General features: G+C 70.2%; 17 protein-coding genes. 9 read left to right on the top strand and 8 right to left on the bottom strand.

Annotated elements, in window-relative coordinates; translation table 11 throughout:
* Nucleotides 1–155 precede the first annotated feature (155 nt).
* Nucleotides 156–1,706 carry a protein kinase domain-containing protein gene (locus ACSHV8_RS45935; protein WP_436526786.1) on the bottom strand — a complete coding sequence of 517 codons (1,551 nt, stop codon included), beginning with the start codon at nt 1,704–1,706 and terminating at the stop codon, nt 156–158.
* 119 nt (nt 1,707–1,825) lie between these two features.
* On the opposite strand from ACSHV8_RS45935, the gene ACSHV8_RS45930 reads away from it, so the two are divergent.
* Nucleotides 1,826–3,466: a CocE/NonD family hydrolase gene (locus tag ACSHV8_RS45930; protein WP_436526784.1), complete on the top strand. Its 1,641-nt coding sequence runs from the start codon at nt 1,826–1,828 to the stop codon at nt 3,464–3,466.
* Here the strand turns inward: ACSHV8_RS45930 and ACSHV8_RS45925 are convergent.
* Nucleotides 3,423–3,791 carry a YybH family protein gene (locus ACSHV8_RS45925; protein WP_436526782.1) on the bottom strand — a complete coding sequence of 123 codons (369 nt, stop codon included), beginning with the start codon at nt 3,789–3,791 and terminating at the stop codon, nt 3,423–3,425. The two genes, ACSHV8_RS45930 and ACSHV8_RS45925, sit on opposite strands and share 44 nt — an antisense overlap.
* A gap of 87 nt (nt 3,792–3,878) precedes the next feature.
* Between ACSHV8_RS45925 and ACSHV8_RS45920 the strand changes: the two genes are divergently transcribed.
* Nucleotides 3,879–4,337, top strand: a complete 459-nt coding sequence (locus ACSHV8_RS45920) for a hypothetical protein (RefSeq protein WP_436526780.1) — start codon at nt 3,879–3,881, stop codon at nt 4,335–4,337.
* A gap of 1 nt (nt 4,338) precedes the next feature.
* Here ACSHV8_RS45920 and ACSHV8_RS45915 read toward each other — a convergent pair whose 3' ends face one another.
* Entirely contained in the window at nt 4,339–4,665 is a 327-nt protein-coding gene (locus ACSHV8_RS45915; protein ID WP_436526778.1) for a winged helix-turn-helix transcriptional regulator, read from the bottom strand.
* 71 nt (nt 4,666–4,736) lie between these two features.
* On the opposite strand from ACSHV8_RS45915, the gene ACSHV8_RS45910 reads away from it, so the two are divergent.
* Genes ACSHV8_RS45910 through ACSHV8_RS45900 form a run of 3 tightly spaced genes read left to right on the top strand, consistent with a single transcriptional unit; the run spans nt 4,737 to nt 7,782 of the window.
* Nucleotides 4,737–5,546: an alpha/beta hydrolase gene (locus ACSHV8_RS45910; protein ID WP_436526776.1), complete on the top strand. Its 810-nt coding sequence runs from the start codon at nt 4,737–4,739 to the stop codon at nt 5,544–5,546.
* A gap of 41 nt (nt 5,547–5,587) precedes the next feature.
* A complete protein-coding gene (locus tag ACSHV8_RS45905; RefSeq protein WP_436526774.1) occupies nt 5,588–6,214 on the top strand; it encodes a TetR family transcriptional regulator in 627 nt (208 codons plus the stop codon).
* Entirely contained in the window at nt 6,211–7,782 is a 1,572-nt protein-coding gene (locus ACSHV8_RS45900; protein ID WP_436526772.1) for an MDR family MFS transporter, read from the top strand. Before ACSHV8_RS45905 ends, ACSHV8_RS45900 begins: the two co-directional genes overlap by 4 nt.
* Before the next feature lie 120 nt (nt 7,783–7,902).
* Here the strand turns inward: ACSHV8_RS45900 and ACSHV8_RS45895 are convergent, their stop codons facing one another.
* Nucleotides 7,903–8,259, bottom strand: coding sequence for an STAS domain-containing protein (locus ACSHV8_RS45895; RefSeq protein WP_436526769.1), 357 nt, complete (start codon nt 8,257–8,259; stop codon nt 7,903–7,905).
* A 287-nt stretch (nt 8,260–8,546) separates the two neighbouring features.
* Between ACSHV8_RS45895 and ACSHV8_RS45890 the strand changes: the two genes are divergently transcribed.
* Nucleotides 8,547–9,542: an AraC family transcriptional regulator gene (locus tag ACSHV8_RS45890; protein WP_436526767.1), complete on the top strand. Its 996-nt coding sequence runs from the start codon at nt 8,547–8,549 to the stop codon at nt 9,540–9,542.
* A gap of 4 nt (nt 9,543–9,546) precedes the next feature.
* On the opposite strand, the gene ACSHV8_RS45885 is transcribed toward ACSHV8_RS45890, so the two are convergent.
* Complete coding sequence (locus tag ACSHV8_RS45885) at nt 9,547–9,906, bottom strand: hypothetical protein (protein ID WP_436526765.1); 360 nt, start codon at nt 9,904–9,906, stop codon at nt 9,547–9,549.
* Nucleotides 9,907–10,219: 313 nt separating this feature from the next.
* Here ACSHV8_RS45885 and ACSHV8_RS45880 point away from each other — a divergent pair, with 313 nt between their 5' ends.
* On the top strand, nt 10,220–10,408 hold the full coding sequence (locus ACSHV8_RS45880; protein WP_436537372.1) for a hypothetical protein: 189 nt from the start codon (nt 10,220–10,222) through the stop codon (nt 10,406–10,408).
* Nucleotides 10,409–10,432: 24 nt separating this feature from the next.
* Here the strand turns inward: ACSHV8_RS45880 and ACSHV8_RS45875 are convergent, their stop codons facing one another.
* Nucleotides 10,433–11,329, bottom strand: coding sequence for a Gfo/Idh/MocA family protein (locus tag ACSHV8_RS45875; protein ID WP_436526763.1), 897 nt, complete (start codon nt 11,327–11,329; stop codon nt 10,433–10,435).
* Nucleotides 11,330–11,406: 77 nt separating this feature from the next.
* On the opposite strand from ACSHV8_RS45875, the gene ACSHV8_RS45870 reads away from it, so the two are divergent.
* Together ACSHV8_RS45870 and ACSHV8_RS45865 are read left to right on the top strand one after the other, a co-directional pair.
* Complete coding sequence (locus ACSHV8_RS45870) at nt 11,407–11,772, top strand: hypothetical protein (protein ID WP_436526761.1); 366 nt, start codon at nt 11,407–11,409, stop codon at nt 11,770–11,772.
* Nucleotides 11,765–12,199, top strand: a complete 435-nt coding sequence (locus ACSHV8_RS45865) for a hypothetical protein (protein WP_436526759.1) — start codon at nt 11,765–11,767, stop codon at nt 12,197–12,199. The genes ACSHV8_RS45870 and ACSHV8_RS45865 overlap by 8 nt, the downstream gene beginning before the upstream one ends.
* A gap of 826 nt (nt 12,200–13,025) precedes the next feature.
* Here ACSHV8_RS45865 and ACSHV8_RS45860 read toward each other — a convergent pair.
* Together ACSHV8_RS45860 and ACSHV8_RS45855 are read right to left on the bottom strand one after the other, a co-directional pair.
* The gene (locus tag ACSHV8_RS45860; protein ID WP_436526757.1) at nt 13,026–13,397 is read right to left on the bottom strand and encodes a nuclear transport factor 2 family protein; all 372 of its coding nucleotides are present in this window, start codon (nt 13,395–13,397) and stop codon (nt 13,026–13,028) included.
* A 114-nt stretch (nt 13,398–13,511) separates the two neighbouring features.
* Entirely contained in the window at nt 13,512–14,978 is a 1,467-nt protein-coding gene (locus ACSHV8_RS45855) for a glutathionylspermidine synthase family protein (protein WP_436526755.1), read from the bottom strand.

The raw sequence follows: 14,978 nt of genomic DNA, 5'->3' as shown, positions 1-14,978 counted from the left end.
CGACGAGTCTCATCCACCGATCCCAAAAGCGTCGGCGAGCTCGGCATTGGTGCGAGGTGAATCCCAGTCGCAAGAGAGAAGGAGCTGGCCGGCGAGTTCCGTCGACATCCCGTCATCTCCCGGATCGATCAAGCCCGGCACGGCAACTCGCGGCCCTACAACGGGAGCACCACGGCCGAGGGCTTGCCGGCGAAGCAGGTGATCGACATCCGGTAGCGGCTGAGGCCGCCCGCGAAGACCACCGATGCGGTCAGGCCCGGCCCGGGGTCGGCCCGTTCCACCACGAAACCTTCGGCCGGCTCCCAGCTGAGCAGCTGCGCGTTCCCGGAGACGCAGGTGGCGTTGACCGCGCCGCCCTTCGACTCCAGGCGGGTGCTCTCCGGGCCGTCGGTGGCCGGCGGCGGCGAGTCGCCGGCGCTGGGTTCGGGGGCGGGCGACGGCAGCGCCGAGCCGGGGAGCGCCGAGATGCCCGGGACGACCGGCAATTGGCTGGTCACCGCGGCCGGCTGCCGGGCGTGCCGGGTGGCCGACGGGCTTGGCGTGACCCCGGCCGACCTCGCCACGCCGGGCAGATCGACGGGACGGCTGCTCGTCGGGGCGGCGTCGACCGCCGCCGGGCCGGTTTCATCCGAGCGGGTGACCCACCATCCGGTGACGACGATCAGCAGGGCGACCAGGACGGTGCCGACGAGTATCAGCCTGCGGTTGTCGTACCGCGGGCGCACCGGCCGTGCCCCGGCGATCAGTTCGGTCTCCTCGTCGAACCGGGTCGGCGGCAGCACCGGCGCGGCCACACCCGCGTCGAAATGCGCATCGGCGGCCGGAGACGAGGCGACCGGAGACGAGGCGACCGGATCCGGAGGCGGGGGCTCCGAGACGGGTTTCACCGATGCAGCTTCGGCCGCGTCGGCCAGGATCGCCGACACCTCGGCCGCGTCCGGCCGTTCCGACGGTTCCTTGGCCAGGCACCGGTCGACCATCTCGGCCACCGCTTCCGGCACGCCGGGCAGTTCGGGCAGGGGCGCCGGCTCGGCGTACACGTGGGCCGACAGCATCTGCGTGGTCGTCTCCACCGTCCACGGCGACTCGTCGGCGAGCAGCCGGTAGAGCAGCACCCCGAGCGCGTACACGTCCGACGCGGGTTCGATCGCGCCGCCGGTGAGCCGTTCCGGGGCCAGGTAGGCCGGGGTCCCGAGCAGGCCTTCCTCGGGTTCGGCGGGTCCGGCGGCGGCGGCGATCCCGAAGTCCACCACCTTCGCGCCGGCCGGGGTGACCATCACGTTGGCCAGTTTGATGTCACGATGCACCAGGCCGTCGGCGTGGGCGGCGGCGAGCCCGGCGGCCACTTCGCCGCAGATCCGGAAAACGCGCCGGGGCGGCATCGGGGCCTCGGCCAGACGCTGCTGCAATGTGGGCCCGTTGATCAATTCCATGACGACGTACGGAACGAGCGTCCCGTCCTCGTCGGATTCGCCGAAGTCGTAGATCTGCGCGATGTTGGGGTGCGACAGGGTCGCCGCCGCACGCGCCTCGTGGAGGATCCGGGTGCGGAACCGTTCGTCGCCGGCGTACCGCCCGGCCAGCACCTTCACCGCGACCGGCCGGTTCAGCACCTCGTCGGTGGCCCGCCACACCATGGCCATACCGCCCCGGCCGAGCTCGTCGTGCAGCCGGTAACGTCCTCCGAGTTTGCGTTCCTCGTCCACTCGTCGCAGTTTGCCGAAATGCTCGCCGATTCGCACATCGGCAATCCCGCGAATGCATTTCATCTTTCATATTCCACGGCGTGTGGATATCTTCAGGTGTCCTGGGCAAAGGGGTGCGTATGGCGATCTCCCGACGGCAGCGGCTGGCCAGTGCCGCGGTGAGCCGGATGCTGGGTCTGACACCGGCCACGCACGGCTACCGGACGGAGCCGGTGCGGACCCCGATGCGGGACGGGGTGCGCCTGCTCGGCGACCATCTCGCCCCGGATGTCGCCGAGTCCAAGGGGACGGTGCTGATCCGGACGCCGTACGGGAGAAATCTTCCCAATCCGGTGATGGACGGTCGCATTTTCGCGGCCCGGGGCTATCACGTGTTGTTGCAGAGCGTGCGCGGCACGTTCGGTTCGGAGGGTGTCTTCCGGCCGATGGCGCAGGAGGCCGAGGACGGCCAGGACACTGTCGCGTGGCTTCGCGAGCAGCCCTGGTTCAACGGCAAGCTGGCCACGCTCGGGGCGTCTTACCTGGCCTGGTCGCAGTGGACGCTGCTGCAGGATCCGCCGCCGGAGCTGCGCACCGCGGTGATCTACGTCGGGCCGCATGACTTCCGGGAGGCGGTCTTCGGGACCGGTGCCTTCACTCTGGGTGACTTCCTCGGCTGGAGTTACCAGATCGCCCACCAGGAGGACGGTCTGCGCGGCCGGCTGCTCAGCATGGCCGCTTCGAAGCGCCGGCTGCGGCCCGCGCACGAGGGGCTGCCTCTGGCCGACGCCGCCGAGGCGGCCCTGCTCGGGCGGGCGCCCTGGTACCGGGAGTGGCTGGCGCATCCGGACGGCGAGGACCCGTGGTGGACGCCGTACCGGGCGGGCGCGGCGCTGGCCGGCCTCGACGTCCCGGTGCTGCTGATCGGCGGCTGGCAGGACCTTTTCCTCGATCAGACCATGATTCAGTACGAGGCCCTGCGCGCCCGCGGCGTCGACGTCGCGCTGACCGTCGGACCGTGGACACACCTGCAGGCCGGGCTGCAGGGCGGCGGGGTTCTGACCCGGGAGAGCGTCGCCTGGCTCGATCAGCACCTCGCGGACGGCCCGGCGGCCCGTAAATCACCCGTTCGAGCGTTCCGGACCGGCGAGCGCGCCTGGCACGGGATGCCCGAGTGGCCGCCGCCGACCGAGCCGGTCACGTTCCATCTGCGGGCCGGTCGCCGGCTGACCACGTCCGAGCCGGAGGGGTCGGAGGGTGTCGCCGAGTTCCGCTACGACCCGGCCGATCCGACCCCGTCGGTCGGCGGGCGGACGCTGATCGGTTCGATGGGGGTCAAGGACAACCGGGCTCTGGAGGCGCGGCGGGACGTGCTGACGTTCACCACCGACCCGCTGCCGACCGCGGTCGATGTGAGCGGCCACCCGGTGCTGGAGTTGACCGTCACCGTGGACAACCCGCGGGCCGACGTGTTCGTGCGGCTCTGCGACGTGGACGGGCGCGGCCACTCGCGCAACTTCGCCGACCAGAACCGCCGGCTCGACGCGACGCTACCGGCCGGTGAGCCGCAGCGGCTGACGCTGACCCTGGATCCGTGCTTCCACCGGCTGGCCGCCGGGCACCGGCTGCGGCTGCAGATCTCCGGCGGCGCGTTCCCGCGCTTCGACCGCAACCCGGGCACGGACGGCGCCGGGCTGGCCGCGTCCCGGCACACCGTGGACGTCGCCGGGTCGCGGCTCATTCTGCCGGTGGCGGTGGCACCTCCATCCACCATTCGGTGAACTGGCGGGCCAGGCCGGTGTGGTCCAGGCGCAGCACCCACAGGTTGCGGTACTCCCGGTCCGGGTAGACCGTGCGGCCCTCGATCACCGCCAACTCCTCGGTGATGATCACCGGCTGCCAGGTGAACGTGGTCGTGCCGGGCTCGTCCCGCTGCTCCAGCCAGCCGGCCACGATCGCCTCGCGCCCGACCCACGGCGGCGAGTAGGGCTCGGTGAAGTAGGCCGCATCGTCCGCGAACAGGTCCCGGATGTCGTCCGGGTCGTTGCTCTCCCACGCTGTGCGGTAGCGGTCGATCCACGCGGTCACCGCGTCCAGGCTCGTCATCACACCCTCTTCTCGCATCGACATTCGAAAACCGCCAGGCCCAACACCTTCGGCGTACGGATCCGAGCGCCGGATAGGGTCGACCGCGTGACCGACAGCTGGCGCCATCTGCCGTCCCCGGCCCGCCCGGTCGCGGCGGCCACCACCGCGGCCGTCGAGGCCGTCCGCAAGGGCGAGCCGGAGGCGCTCGACGAGGCCGTGAACGACCTGGCCGCCCTCGATCTCACGCACACCGGCCTGATCCTCGGCACCACGGTCCGCCTGCTGCTGGAGGACGGGCACCCGGACGGGCTGGCCGCCGACGACATCCGGGGCGTGCTCGCCTCCTGTGTCCGCGCCCACCCGGAGGCCCACCCGCAGGTCGTGCTCTGGTTGCTGGCCGGCGCGCTCGGCGTGCTGGACGAGGACGGTGTCCCGGCCCCGCGGACGGACGCGCTCGCCCGCAACGCCGCGCTGCTGCTCACCGACCTGCTGGCCGGGCGGGACCCGGCCGGCTGGCTGACCGCCGCGCTGGCCGAGATCGAGCGCGCGCAGCTCAACGATTGAGTCACCCGTTCTCCCGGGCCCAGGCGCAGATCGCGGCCAGCGGCTCGCGCAGGGTGCGGCCGAGGGCGGTCAGTTCGTACTCGACGTGCTGGGGCGGGTCGGCCTTGTACACCTGACGGCTGACCAGGCCGTCGGTCTCCATGCCGCGCAACGTCTCGGTGAGCATCTTGGGGGTGATGCCGGGGATGCGCCGCCGCAGCCGGGCCGGGCGCTGCGGCCCGTCGGCCAGTGCGTAGATCAGCAGCACCCGCCACTTCACGGCCAGCCGTTCCAGCGCCTGCCGGGTGACACAGCCCTCGTCGAGCACGTCCGGTACGACCAGGTCCACGCTTCACACTCCCCATGGGCACCCGGAAGTGCCCTCTGTCCGCGCCGCCGGGAGCAGCCTAGCGTCGGAGCGTGACCGAGACAGTGACGTTCTTCAGTGACGGGCTTCGCCTCGAAGGGGTGCTGCGTACCGCCCCGGGCAACCGCGCGGCCGTGCTCACCGGCCCGTTCAGCGGCGTGAAGGAACAGGTGGTGGCCGAGTACGCGGAGCGGCTGACCGCCGCCGGCATCACCACCCTGGCGTTCGATCACCGTGGCTTCGGGGCCAGTGCGGGCCGCCGCGGGCACGAGGACAGTCAGGGCAAGCTGGCCGATCTGCGGGCCGCGGTCGGCCTGCTGGACGGCTACGACCGGGCCGTGGTGGGGATCTGTCTGGGCGCCGGGTACGCGATGCGCGCCGCCGCCACGGATCCCCGGGTGAAGGCGGTGGCCGGGATCGCCGGGGCGTACAACAGTCCCGCCTGGTTCGCCGAGCGGATGGGCCGGGAGACGTACCGGCAAGCCTTGATCGGCATGGTCGAGCGCTACGACGAGGAGATCCCGGCCGTCGCCCTGGACGGCGAGGCGGCGATGCCCGGCGAGGAGCCGTGGTCGTACTACTCGAAGTGGATCGGCACGCCGAACTGGGAGAACCGGGTCACCCGCGGGTCGCTGCACAGCCTGATGACGCTCGACGTGCTGGGCGTGCGCCCGCTGCTGCCGCCGAGCCTGATCGTGCACGGGCGGGTGGACGACTACTGCTCGCCGGAGCTGGCCGAGGCGATGCGGGCCGACGAGACGCTCTGGCTGGACTCGACCCGGCACGTCGACCTGTACGACGTGGACGAGCACGTCACCCGCGCGGTGGCGAAGACTGTGGAATTCCTGAGCCGGACCCTTTAAAACTTTGCAGAGACTGCAAAGTTTGTCGTAACCTCCCGGGCATGAACCGGGACGACAAGCGGCGGCAGACCCGGCACGCCCTGATCAGCGCCGCGCTCCGGCTCACCGACGAGCGCGGCGCCGATCGCGTCACGGTCGACGAGATCAGCGAGGCCGCCGGCGTCTCCCCGCGCACGTTCTTCAACTACTTCGCCACCAAGGAGGACGCCCTCGTCGGCGACCCCCTGGAGGGCCTCACCGACCCCCGGGAGCTGCTGCTCGCCGCCCCGCCCGGCCCCGCGCTGGCCGCGGTCGAGGCCGCGCTGGCCCCGGCGATCCGGCTGATCCAGGACGATCGCGAGCTGTGGCTGCTCCGGCTCCGCGTGATCATCAACAATCCGCACCTGCTCCCCCGGCTGGCCGCCATCGCCGCGACCGCCGAGCAGGAGATGACCGCCGCGATCGCGGGGCGGCTCGGGCTCGACCCGGGTCACGCCTATCCGCCGGTGCTGGCCGCGGTCACCGGAGCCGCGTTGCGCGTCGCCCTCATGAGGTGGGCGGCAGATGCACAGAACGGCCTTTCCGACGTACGGGAAATAAGCCTTTCTGATCATGTCCACGAGGCCTTCGGCATGGTCGCCGCCGGTCTGACCGACCCACCCCACCCCACGCACCGAGGATCTGAATGACCGCTGTACCCGTACCCTCCGACACCGCCGAGGCGAGCGGCAAGATGACCCATCGCGAGGTCGTCCAGGCGCTGTCCGGCCTGATGCTGGGCATGTTCGTCAGCATCCTGGCATCCACCGTGGTCGCCAACGCCCTGCCGACGATCATCGCCGAGCTGGGTGGCAGCCAGTCCGTCTACACCTGGATCGTCACCACCGAGCTGCTCGCGATGACCGCCACCGTCCCGCTCTGGGGCAAGATGGCCGACCTCTACAGCAAGAAGCTGCTGATCCAGCTCTCGCTCGGCCTGTTCGTGCTCGGCTCGCTCATCGCCGGCCTGGCCCCGAACGTCGGCGTCCTGCTGATCAGCCGGATCGCCCAGGGCGTGGGCGCGGGCGGCATGTCCGCGCTGGCCATGATCGTGATGGCCGCCATGATCCCGCCACGTGAGCTGGGGCGGTACTCCGGCCTGTTCGGCGCGGTCTTCGGCGTCGCCACCATCGCCGGCCCGCTGATCGGCGGCGTCCTGGTGGACACGTCCTGGCTGGGCTGGCGCTGGTGCTTCCTGGTCGGCGTGCCGTTCTCGATCGCCGCCATCCTGATGCTGCAGAAGACTCTGCACCTGCCGGTCACCCGCAAGGAAGTGAAGATCGACTGGCTGGGCGCGTTCCTGATCACGGCCGGCGTGAGCACCCTGCTCATCTGGTCCACGCTGGCCGGTCAGCACTTCGCCTGGGTGTCCGCGGAGACCGCCGCGTTCGTCGCCGGTGGCGTGGTCCTGCTGGCCCTGGCCGTCTGGGTGGAGTCGCGAGCGGCCGAGCCGATCATCCCGTTGGCCATCTTCCGGCACCGCACGGTCAGCCTGTCGATCATCGCGAGCGTGCTGGTCGGCGTCGCGCTGTTCGGCGGAACGGTGTTCCTGTCGCAGTACTTCCAGATCTCGCTGGGCAAGTCGCCGACCGTGGCCGGCCTGATGAGCCTGCCGATGATCTTCGGCCTCCTGGTGTCCTCCACGATCGCCGGCCAGCTGATCACCAAGTTCGGCCGGTGGAAGATCTACCTGGTCGCCGGCGCGGTGATCATGACCGGCGGGATGCTGCTGCTCAGCACCATCGGGGCCGATACCTCGGTGCCGCTGATCTCGGCCTACATGGCCGTGCTGGGCATCGGCGTCGGCATGCTGATGCAGAACCTGGTGCTGGCCGCCCAGAACGACGTGCCCGCGACCGAGCTGGGCGCCACCACGTCGGCACTCACGTTCTTCCGCAGCATGGGCGGCTCGATCGGGGTCAGCGCGCTCGGCGCGGTCCTGGCCGACAAGGTGACGTCGCTGTTCGCCGAGAAGTTCGGCGCCGCCGCCTCCGGTGGGGGCACGGCCAAGGTCCCCGACCTGGCCACCCTGCCGCCCGAGGTCCTCGCGGTGGTTCAGGACATCTACGGTACGGCGACCGCCCACCTGTTCATGATCGGGGCGCCGGTCGCGTTCCTGGCCGTGATCGCCGTGCTGTTCATCAAGGAGAAGCCGCTCTCCACGCTCTCGGGCGACGAGCGGGCGGCCCAGGAGCAGGCCACCGCGGCCCTGCACTGATCAGTCGGAATGTCGGAAAAAGGCGCGGCCCCACCGTGGGGTCGCGCCTTTTTCATGTCGAAATCGGTCAGCCGTCGCCACCCGCGAGGGTAAAACGGCCGTGGGATCGCGCGCGGCTTCTCAGTTGGGCCGCAGGCCCACCGAGGTGCGCGGCGAGGGTGGCTCGGCGCAGCCGAGCAGGCCGACCAGGCCGGAGACCCAGAGCTGCCGGTAGACCGTGGCACTGGGGTGGCTCACCACGAGTTTGATACCGCTGGCCGCAGCGGTGTGGAAGCACGCCACCAGAATGCCGATCCCGATGCTGTCGATCAGCATGACGCGCTGCAGGTCGAGACAGATCTTGCTGGGTGTCATGGTGGTCAGGACGTCATTCACGGCGTCCCGCATGACGTGCGCGTTGTCCAGATCGATCTCGCCGCTCGGGGCGATCTCGACAGTGCCGTCGGCCAGCTGGCGGGTCGTGATCGGCAGATACACAGCTGCCCTCTCTTCTGGTGGCGGGAGGTCCGACACCGACTTTCCGCGGGACACGGTGCGACGGCCCGGAGAAGAGGTCGTACGCACGCGGCGTTCGCTGGGAGACGCCACAGGAACCCGCGTTCCTACAACAATCCGCTGGTCTGCAAGTTACGCCACGTAGGCGCGGAACGCCAGAGTAGTTCATATGGCCGGAATGTGCTGGAACGGTCAGTGCGTGGCGGCCACGTTGACTGTCCACTGAATCTGGCCGAATACTCACCGTATGCGATGGAGCACCGGACGGCATGGGTGAGGCCGTACCTGGTGCCGGCTCAAGGCCGGCCCCGGGCACCGTCTACTTCGACAGCGTCGGCGTTAACGAGGCCCGTGACGTCCTGAATCGTTTCTATCACCCGGTGTCCCTGGCCGCCCCGGAGAGCACGGACGCCAAGGTCGGCGTGGAAGTGATCCAACTCGGACCGCTCACCGTCGGTCATCTCTCGTTCGCCGGACGCGTAACCCTGGTCGCCGCCGCGGCCGACGCCTATCACGTCACCCTGCCGCTGATCGGGCGCGTCCTGGCCCGCCGCAACGGGCACGACGTCACCGCCGGACCGGCCACCGCGGTCGCGTTCCGCCCCGGCGACCCGGTCTACCTGCGACCCGAAGCCCCCTCGGCGGAGATCGACGTACGGATCGAACGGTGGGCCCTGGAGAGTGAATTGGCGGCGCTGCTCGGTCATCCGATCGAGGGAACGATCGACCTGCCGGCCGCCTTCGACCTGACCACCGGCCCCGCGCACAGCTGGAGCCGGCTGATCCGGCTGCTCCACGACGAACTGGAGCACGAGACCAGCCTGATCTTCCAGCCGATGATCGCCGAGCAGCTGTGCAGCAGCGTGCTCAGCGGGCTGCTGCTGAGCGTGCCGCACCGCTACCACGACGAACTGATCACGCCGGCCGGCGCCGGTCCGCCCCGAGCGATCCGGCGGGCACTGGACGCGATCCACGACGAACCGGACCGGGCGTTCACCGTGGGCGACCTGGCCCGGATCGCGCGGATGAGCGTGCGCTCGCTGCAGGAGGGATTCCGGCGCCACCTCGGGTGCACGCCGATGGCCTACCTGCAGCAGACCCGCCTGAGCAGGGCGCACGAGACCCTGCGGGAAGCCGACCCGGGCCTGGTCACGGTGGCCGCGGTGGCCAACCGGTGGGGCTTCGCGCACCTGGGCCGGTTCGCCTCGGCGTACCGGGCACGGTTCGGGGTCTCCCCCTCGGAAACCCTGCGCCGGCCCGGCTGAGAAATCACTCCCCCGGGTCACACCGCCGGGGCTGGGGCACCTCGTTGATCCGGCGGGCACCCCGCGCCGCCGGCCCACGATGCGCGCCGAACATGTGGCCGTGGATCGGCGTCCAGTCCCGCCACGGCGCCAGCACAGGCGACAGCGCGACCGCGTCCCCGTCCCCCGGGCCGCGCAGATCCCGCAGATAGCCCTGCACCCGGGCGGCCGACGTCACGCCGCTCTCGACCAGCTGTCGCATGATCCGCAGAGTGTCCGCGTCCGGTGGCGAGGCCTCCGGATCCCGGCCCAGCAGGGCGGCCAGGCCGTTCAGCGCCCGCACCACCTCGCCCGCGTCCCGCTCGGCGTCCCAGAGGCCGGTCATGCCGCGCCGGCTTCCGGCGTTCCCTCCCGGCCGTCACCCGTAATACCGCGCTCGGTGCAGTCCGACATGCAGATCCAGTCCCCTCACCTCACGCACGCCGAACCCCACGGCCCGCCAGGCCGGAAGTCGGGACGGTCCGCCCCGGGCGTACATGACAGGCGAAAATGTATTCGGCTCGCTACTTTGCGTCCATCCGTAACGCGCAGGTTCTGTCCAGTTAGCGCTCAGTTCGGGCCCCCTTGCCCCGACCCGGCGTACAGAATGGGACTGCGGGCACGCAGACAGCCCGGTCGGTCACACGGAGGTGAGGACCATGAGCAAGATCCGGTCAACGTCGGAGGAGAGCGCGCCACCCGTCTGGCGCACCGGCGCCGAGCAGCCCTGGGACCCCGAGGATCTGGCCGTGGCCCAGGGCAAGGACCCGACGCCGGAAAACATCGCCCGAGCCCGCGCCGAACTCGAACGCGACGGCGCCGCGGCAATCGAACGCACCGTCCCCTAGCAGGGAAAACGCGCGGCGGCCGGCTCAGCCGAGCCGGACCGTCCGCCCCTGCGCGATCGCCTCGTCGGCCGCGGCCAGGACCGCGGTCACCCTTAGCCCGAACCGGACGTCCACGGCCGACGCCGGCCCGCCCGCGGCCGCCGACAACAGCTGACCGATCGCCCGGCCGAACATCTCCACCGCGTCGAACTCGACCGCCGGCACCGGCCACACCCCGGCCTCACCGGCGAACTCGGCCGACTGCCGCGCGGCCGCGGCCGGGGCGTCCACCGAAAGAGTGAGACGGCTGATCGCTCCACTTTCGTGGCGCAGCACCAGCGCGGTCAGGTCGTGGTCGCCGGCCAGGCCGGTCACCTCGGTCACCGGACCCAGCACCGGCAACACCAGGGACAACGCGTGCGGGCCGACATCCCACAGACCGCCGCGCTCGCGCCGCCAGGCCGACGCGCCGAACGGGTTGTCCGGCGTGAAGATCGAACCGAGGTGGTCGATCCGCGCCTCGGTCCAGCCGCCCGCGGCCACGGCCTCGGCCAGGAACTTCTCCGTCTCCGGCACGAACCGCCGGGTGAAGAAGACCACCGACGCCACGTCACCGTCCGCGACGGCCGAGGCCAATTCAGAGGCTTCCTCCGTACGGAGGGAAACCGGCTTGTCGAGGATCAGATGCCGCCCGGCCCGCGCGGCCCGGATGGCGATCGGCGCCTGCACGTCCGGCGGAAGCGCGATCGCGACCGCGTCCACATCGGCGAGCAGCGCGTCCGCGTCCGCGTAGGCGCGACTGCCGTGCTTGGCCGCCAACTCCTCGGCCTTGGCCGGGTTACGCCCCCACACCCCGGCCAGCTCGACTTCCGGGTGCCGCGCCAGAGCCTCGGAGTGCACCATGTGTGCCCAGGGACCCGTACCGAACAATCCGAAGCGCACTGTTTGCCCACTCTCCTGAAAAGATCTCCCGGGGCCGGAAGTTACCAGCCCAGAGCCACGTCAGTAACCTGTGCCGGGTGAACGGTCCCCTCTCGGTGGCGACCATCGTCGTCGCTCTCCTCCTCGCGGCGTGGTACCTCCTGCGCTCCGCGCTCGACCGCGCGCCGAGCCGCCTCGACCTGCTCACCATGACCGCGCTCAGCGCCCTGGTGGCAGTCCTCGTCGTGGTCGCCGTGATCGGCCTCTTCGACGGCACCCGCCCGTCCGACACCGCCACGTTCGGCGGCTACCTGGTCACCACCATCTGCTTCGCCCCGGCCGCCACCTGGCTGGCCAAGCTGGAGCCGACCCGCTGGGGCAGCCTCATCCTCGGCGTCGGCGCCATCGTCCTGCCCGTCCTAGTGCTGCGGCTGCAGCAGATCGCGTCGGTGACCGGTGCCTGACGAAACCCCCTCCACCACCTCCACCCGACCCCGCGACGCGGCCCTCGGCACCGGCCTCGGCCGGGTCCTCCTGCTGGTGTACGGGACATTCGCGCTCTCCGCCAGCGCCCGCGCCCTGGTCCAGATCAGCACCCACTTCGGCGAGGCACCACTCGCCTACCTGCTCTCGGCCCTGGCCGGAGTGGTCTACATCGCGGCGACCGTCGGGCTGGCCGTGGGCGGCGTCCGGGGGCGGCTGATCGCGCTGGTGAGCTGCAGCATCGAACTGGTCGGGGTGCTCGTCGTGGGCACGCTCAGCGTGGCCGACAAGGTGGCGTTTCCCGATGACACGGTCTGGTCCCGGTACGGCAGCGGGTACGGGTACGTGCCGTTGATCCTGCCGTTCATCGGGCTGTGGTGGATCTGGCGTCACCGGCCGCAGGGGTGAGCTGGGCTTTCATGGCCTGCTGGGGGGATCGGGGTTATCCACACAAGCCGGTTGTCCACAGGGCGGCCGCCGGTTGCCGCTGTTCCGAGCGATAATTACGGTCGTGGAGGTGGCCCCCCAGGGAGGGTGGGTCATGCAGTAGGACGCCACCCCTACAGCCCACGCCCCTCCCACCTCACAACACGCACCCACGCCCCGCCGCCACCGCCACGACGCCCGCCCACGGCCCGTCACCACCGCCACGACGCCCGCCCACGCCCCGCCGCCACCGCCATGACGCGCGTCCGCGGCCCGTCACCACCGCCACGACCGTGGCTGCCTGTCGCCACGCGACCCTCGGCCTGCCGTCACGCGGCTTTCGGCCGCATCCCGCCCACCCCGCAATGTCGGCGGCTGGTCACCGCCGCCTCGCGGCTCTCGGGTGCTGCTGGGCACTGTTCGCATTCCAGGCCACCTCCGCCCTGGTCAAGGTCGCTGCCGCCGCAAGCTGTGGCCAGATGGGCACGGCCGCCGCCTCAGGTCAGGAACCGCCGCAGGCAGTCAGCCAGCTGGCACTCACGGCTCCAAAACACACCCAGAACAGCCATCAGCACCAGCTCACGGCGCCCAGCTGGCACTCACGGCTCCAAAACACGCCAGGAACAACCGCCAGCGCCAGCTCGAGGGGTTCAGCTGGCGCTCAGGGCTCCAAAGAGCGTCCGGAACAACCATCAGCGCCAGCTTGCGGGGATCGGCTGGCGCTCAGGGCTCCAAAGAGCGTCCGGAACAACCGTCAGCGCCAGCTTGCGGGGTTCGGCTGGTGGTGATGGTTGTGGGGTGGGGGTGGTCAGGTGGTTAGTGGGGACTTGTGGTTGAGGTAGAGGACTACCTGGAGGCCCGTGCCGTCGTCGTGGAGCAGGTAGGAGGAGATCATCGTCACGGGATCACCTCCGGTCAGACGCGGGGCTGTCCATTCTGTCCGGGCCAGCACATAGTGCTGATCCAGTCGTGTGCTGGTGAGTTCTGACAGTTCTGCGCGGCCGATTCCCAGGGTGGCGAACATCTCGGCTCGGCGAGGCAGGGCGTGCAGGAAGTCGGCCCGGCTGATCGGGCGGGCGCCGGTCGGGTCGGCGATGAGGAAGTGGTCGGCGAAGCAATCGCCGATCTGGTCGGGGGCGAGCGTGGTGAACGTGTCGAAGAACTGCTCGACGGAGCTCACGGAAACCTCCGGGGATGCGAACGGCGCCGCACGAGACCGCGCGGCGCCGAACACATTAAGCAGCTTCCCGGGGGATCATACCACTTTGTCTATTTTTAAGATAGATCTGAACGGTCAGTTCTCGGACTCGACGGCATGCGGGAGGAAGTTGCAGTTGTCCTTGGTGACCAGGCCTTCGACGCCGATGCCCTCGCGGATTCCCATGCCGGCCGGTTCGCCGTCGATCAGCCAGGAACCGATGACCGGGTGCACCGTGCCCTCCAGCCCGTCGAAGGACGGCAGTTCGCAGAGTTCCTGCACGATGTAGCGCCCGTCCGATCCGTACTCGGAAGGGTTGTCGATGATCGGGACCCCGTCGCGGACCAGGGTGACCGAGCCGCCTTCCCGGCCCCAGACGGGCTTTTTCGCGTACGACGTGAGTTTTGCCGCCGCGGTGGACTCCGCGAAGTAGGCCGGCAGCAGGTACTTGCCGCGCTCGGGGTCGGAGCCGAAGAGTTTCCACAGGACCGGCAGCAGCGCCTTGTTGCCGAGCAGCGCGGCCTTGTACGGCGGCTCGATCCACACCGTGCCGCGTTTGGCCGGGTCGGCCATGTTGCGGAAGAAGGCCTTGCCGCCCTCCTCGTGCCAGAACCATTCCCACGGGTAGAGCATGAAGATCACGTCGATGGGCTGGGCCTCGTTCTCCCGGCCGGGGCCGGGGACGAACAGCACGCGGTCACCGGCCACGTCCCAGCCGATCTGGCTCATCGCGATCAGCTCGACCGGGAAGCCGGCCTCCTCGGCCGTGGCCATCAGGTAGGCCACGTTCATCCGGTCCTCGCCGGAGGTGTCCGACGTCTCGTACGCAAAGAAGATCTTGGGTTTTTCCGGGAGCCACGGACGGGCCTCGCGGAGCTTGGCGATGTTGCGTTTCCAGGCGCCGAGCTCGGCCGGCTCGCCGTCCGGGGTCGCCTCCCAGCCGACCAGGCGGTCGTGGATGGAGTTCCACTGCCGCCACGGGTGCCGGGTGATGCCGGTCTGGTCCATCCAGTGCCATTGGATGACCGCGGCCTCGACCAGCGACGTCGGCGTCTGCGCGTTGAATTCGAGCAGCCGCGGTGTGCTGCCGGCGCCGTTGTACCAGAGGTCGAAGCGGCCGTAGACGGTCGGCGAGAAGTCCGGGGTCTGCATCGGCGTGCGCATGTCCGGATCCTTGTCGTAGTGCGTCCACGTCTCCGCGTCGCCGTCGAACCAGGTCCGGATGATCTGCTCGTGCGTGTATTCCGGGATGCCGATGCGGCTCAGGAAACAGGCCTCGGGCGTGCAGACAGAACCGAAAAACCCTTTCTTACGACCTTCGACGGTACGGCGTGGGCACTGCTCGACCATCCAGTCGCCGGCTTCGAGGCACATGTCGTACAGCGTCGCCGTGGCCGTTTCCAGCTCTTCGATCTCGGCCGCCGTGAAGTCGTAGTACGGCCCCTCCTGCCAGTACGAGTACATCGACCCGTCGGGGAGCACGTCGTCGTTGTACGTCAGTCCGAGACTGAAATTGGTCAGTCGCCAACCGTCTCGGACCGGCCCGTACGGAATCCGCCGCAT

The sequence above is a fragment of the Actinoplanes sp. HUAS TT8 genome (assembly GCF_051380535.1).
In the GTDB taxonomy this organism is placed as follows: Bacteria; Actinomycetota; Actinomycetes; order Mycobacteriales; family Micromonosporaceae; genus Actinoplanes.
The sequence above is the reverse complement of the archived record's forward strand: the minus strand, read 5'-3'. Positions and strand labels throughout refer to the sequence as shown.

Bases quoted from the DNA above. Each gene is read 5' to 3' on its own strand.
- ACSHV8_RS45930 (WP_436526784.1), top strand. From the start codon at position 1,826: ATGGCGATCTCCCGACGGCAGCGGCTGGCCAGTGCCGCGGTGAGCCGG.
- ACSHV8_RS45925 (WP_436526782.1), bottom strand. From the start codon at position 3,791: ATGACGAGCCTGGACGCGGTGACCGCGTGGATCGACCGCTACCGCACA.
- ACSHV8_RS45905 (WP_436526774.1), top strand. From the start codon at position 5,588: ATGAACCGGGACGACAAGCGGCGGCAGACCCGGCACGCCCTGATCAGC.
- ACSHV8_RS45900 (WP_436526772.1), top strand. From the start codon at position 6,211: ATGACCGCTGTACCCGTACCCTCCGACACCGCCGAGGCGAGCGGCAAG.
- ACSHV8_RS45890 (WP_436526767.1), top strand. From the start codon at position 8,547: ATGGGTGAGGCCGTACCTGGTGCCGGCTCAAGGCCGGCCCCGGGCACC.
- ACSHV8_RS45885 (WP_436526765.1), bottom strand. From the start codon at position 9,906: ATGACCGGCCTCTGGGACGCCGAGCGGGACGCGGGCGAGGTGGTGCGG.
- ACSHV8_RS45880 (WP_436537372.1), top strand. From the start codon at position 10,220: ATGAGCAAGATCCGGTCAACGTCGGAGGAGAGCGCGCCACCCGTCTGG.
- ACSHV8_RS45855 (WP_436526755.1), bottom strand. From the start codon at position 14,978: ATGCGGCGGATTCCGTACGGGCCGGTCCGAGACGGTTGGCGACTGACC.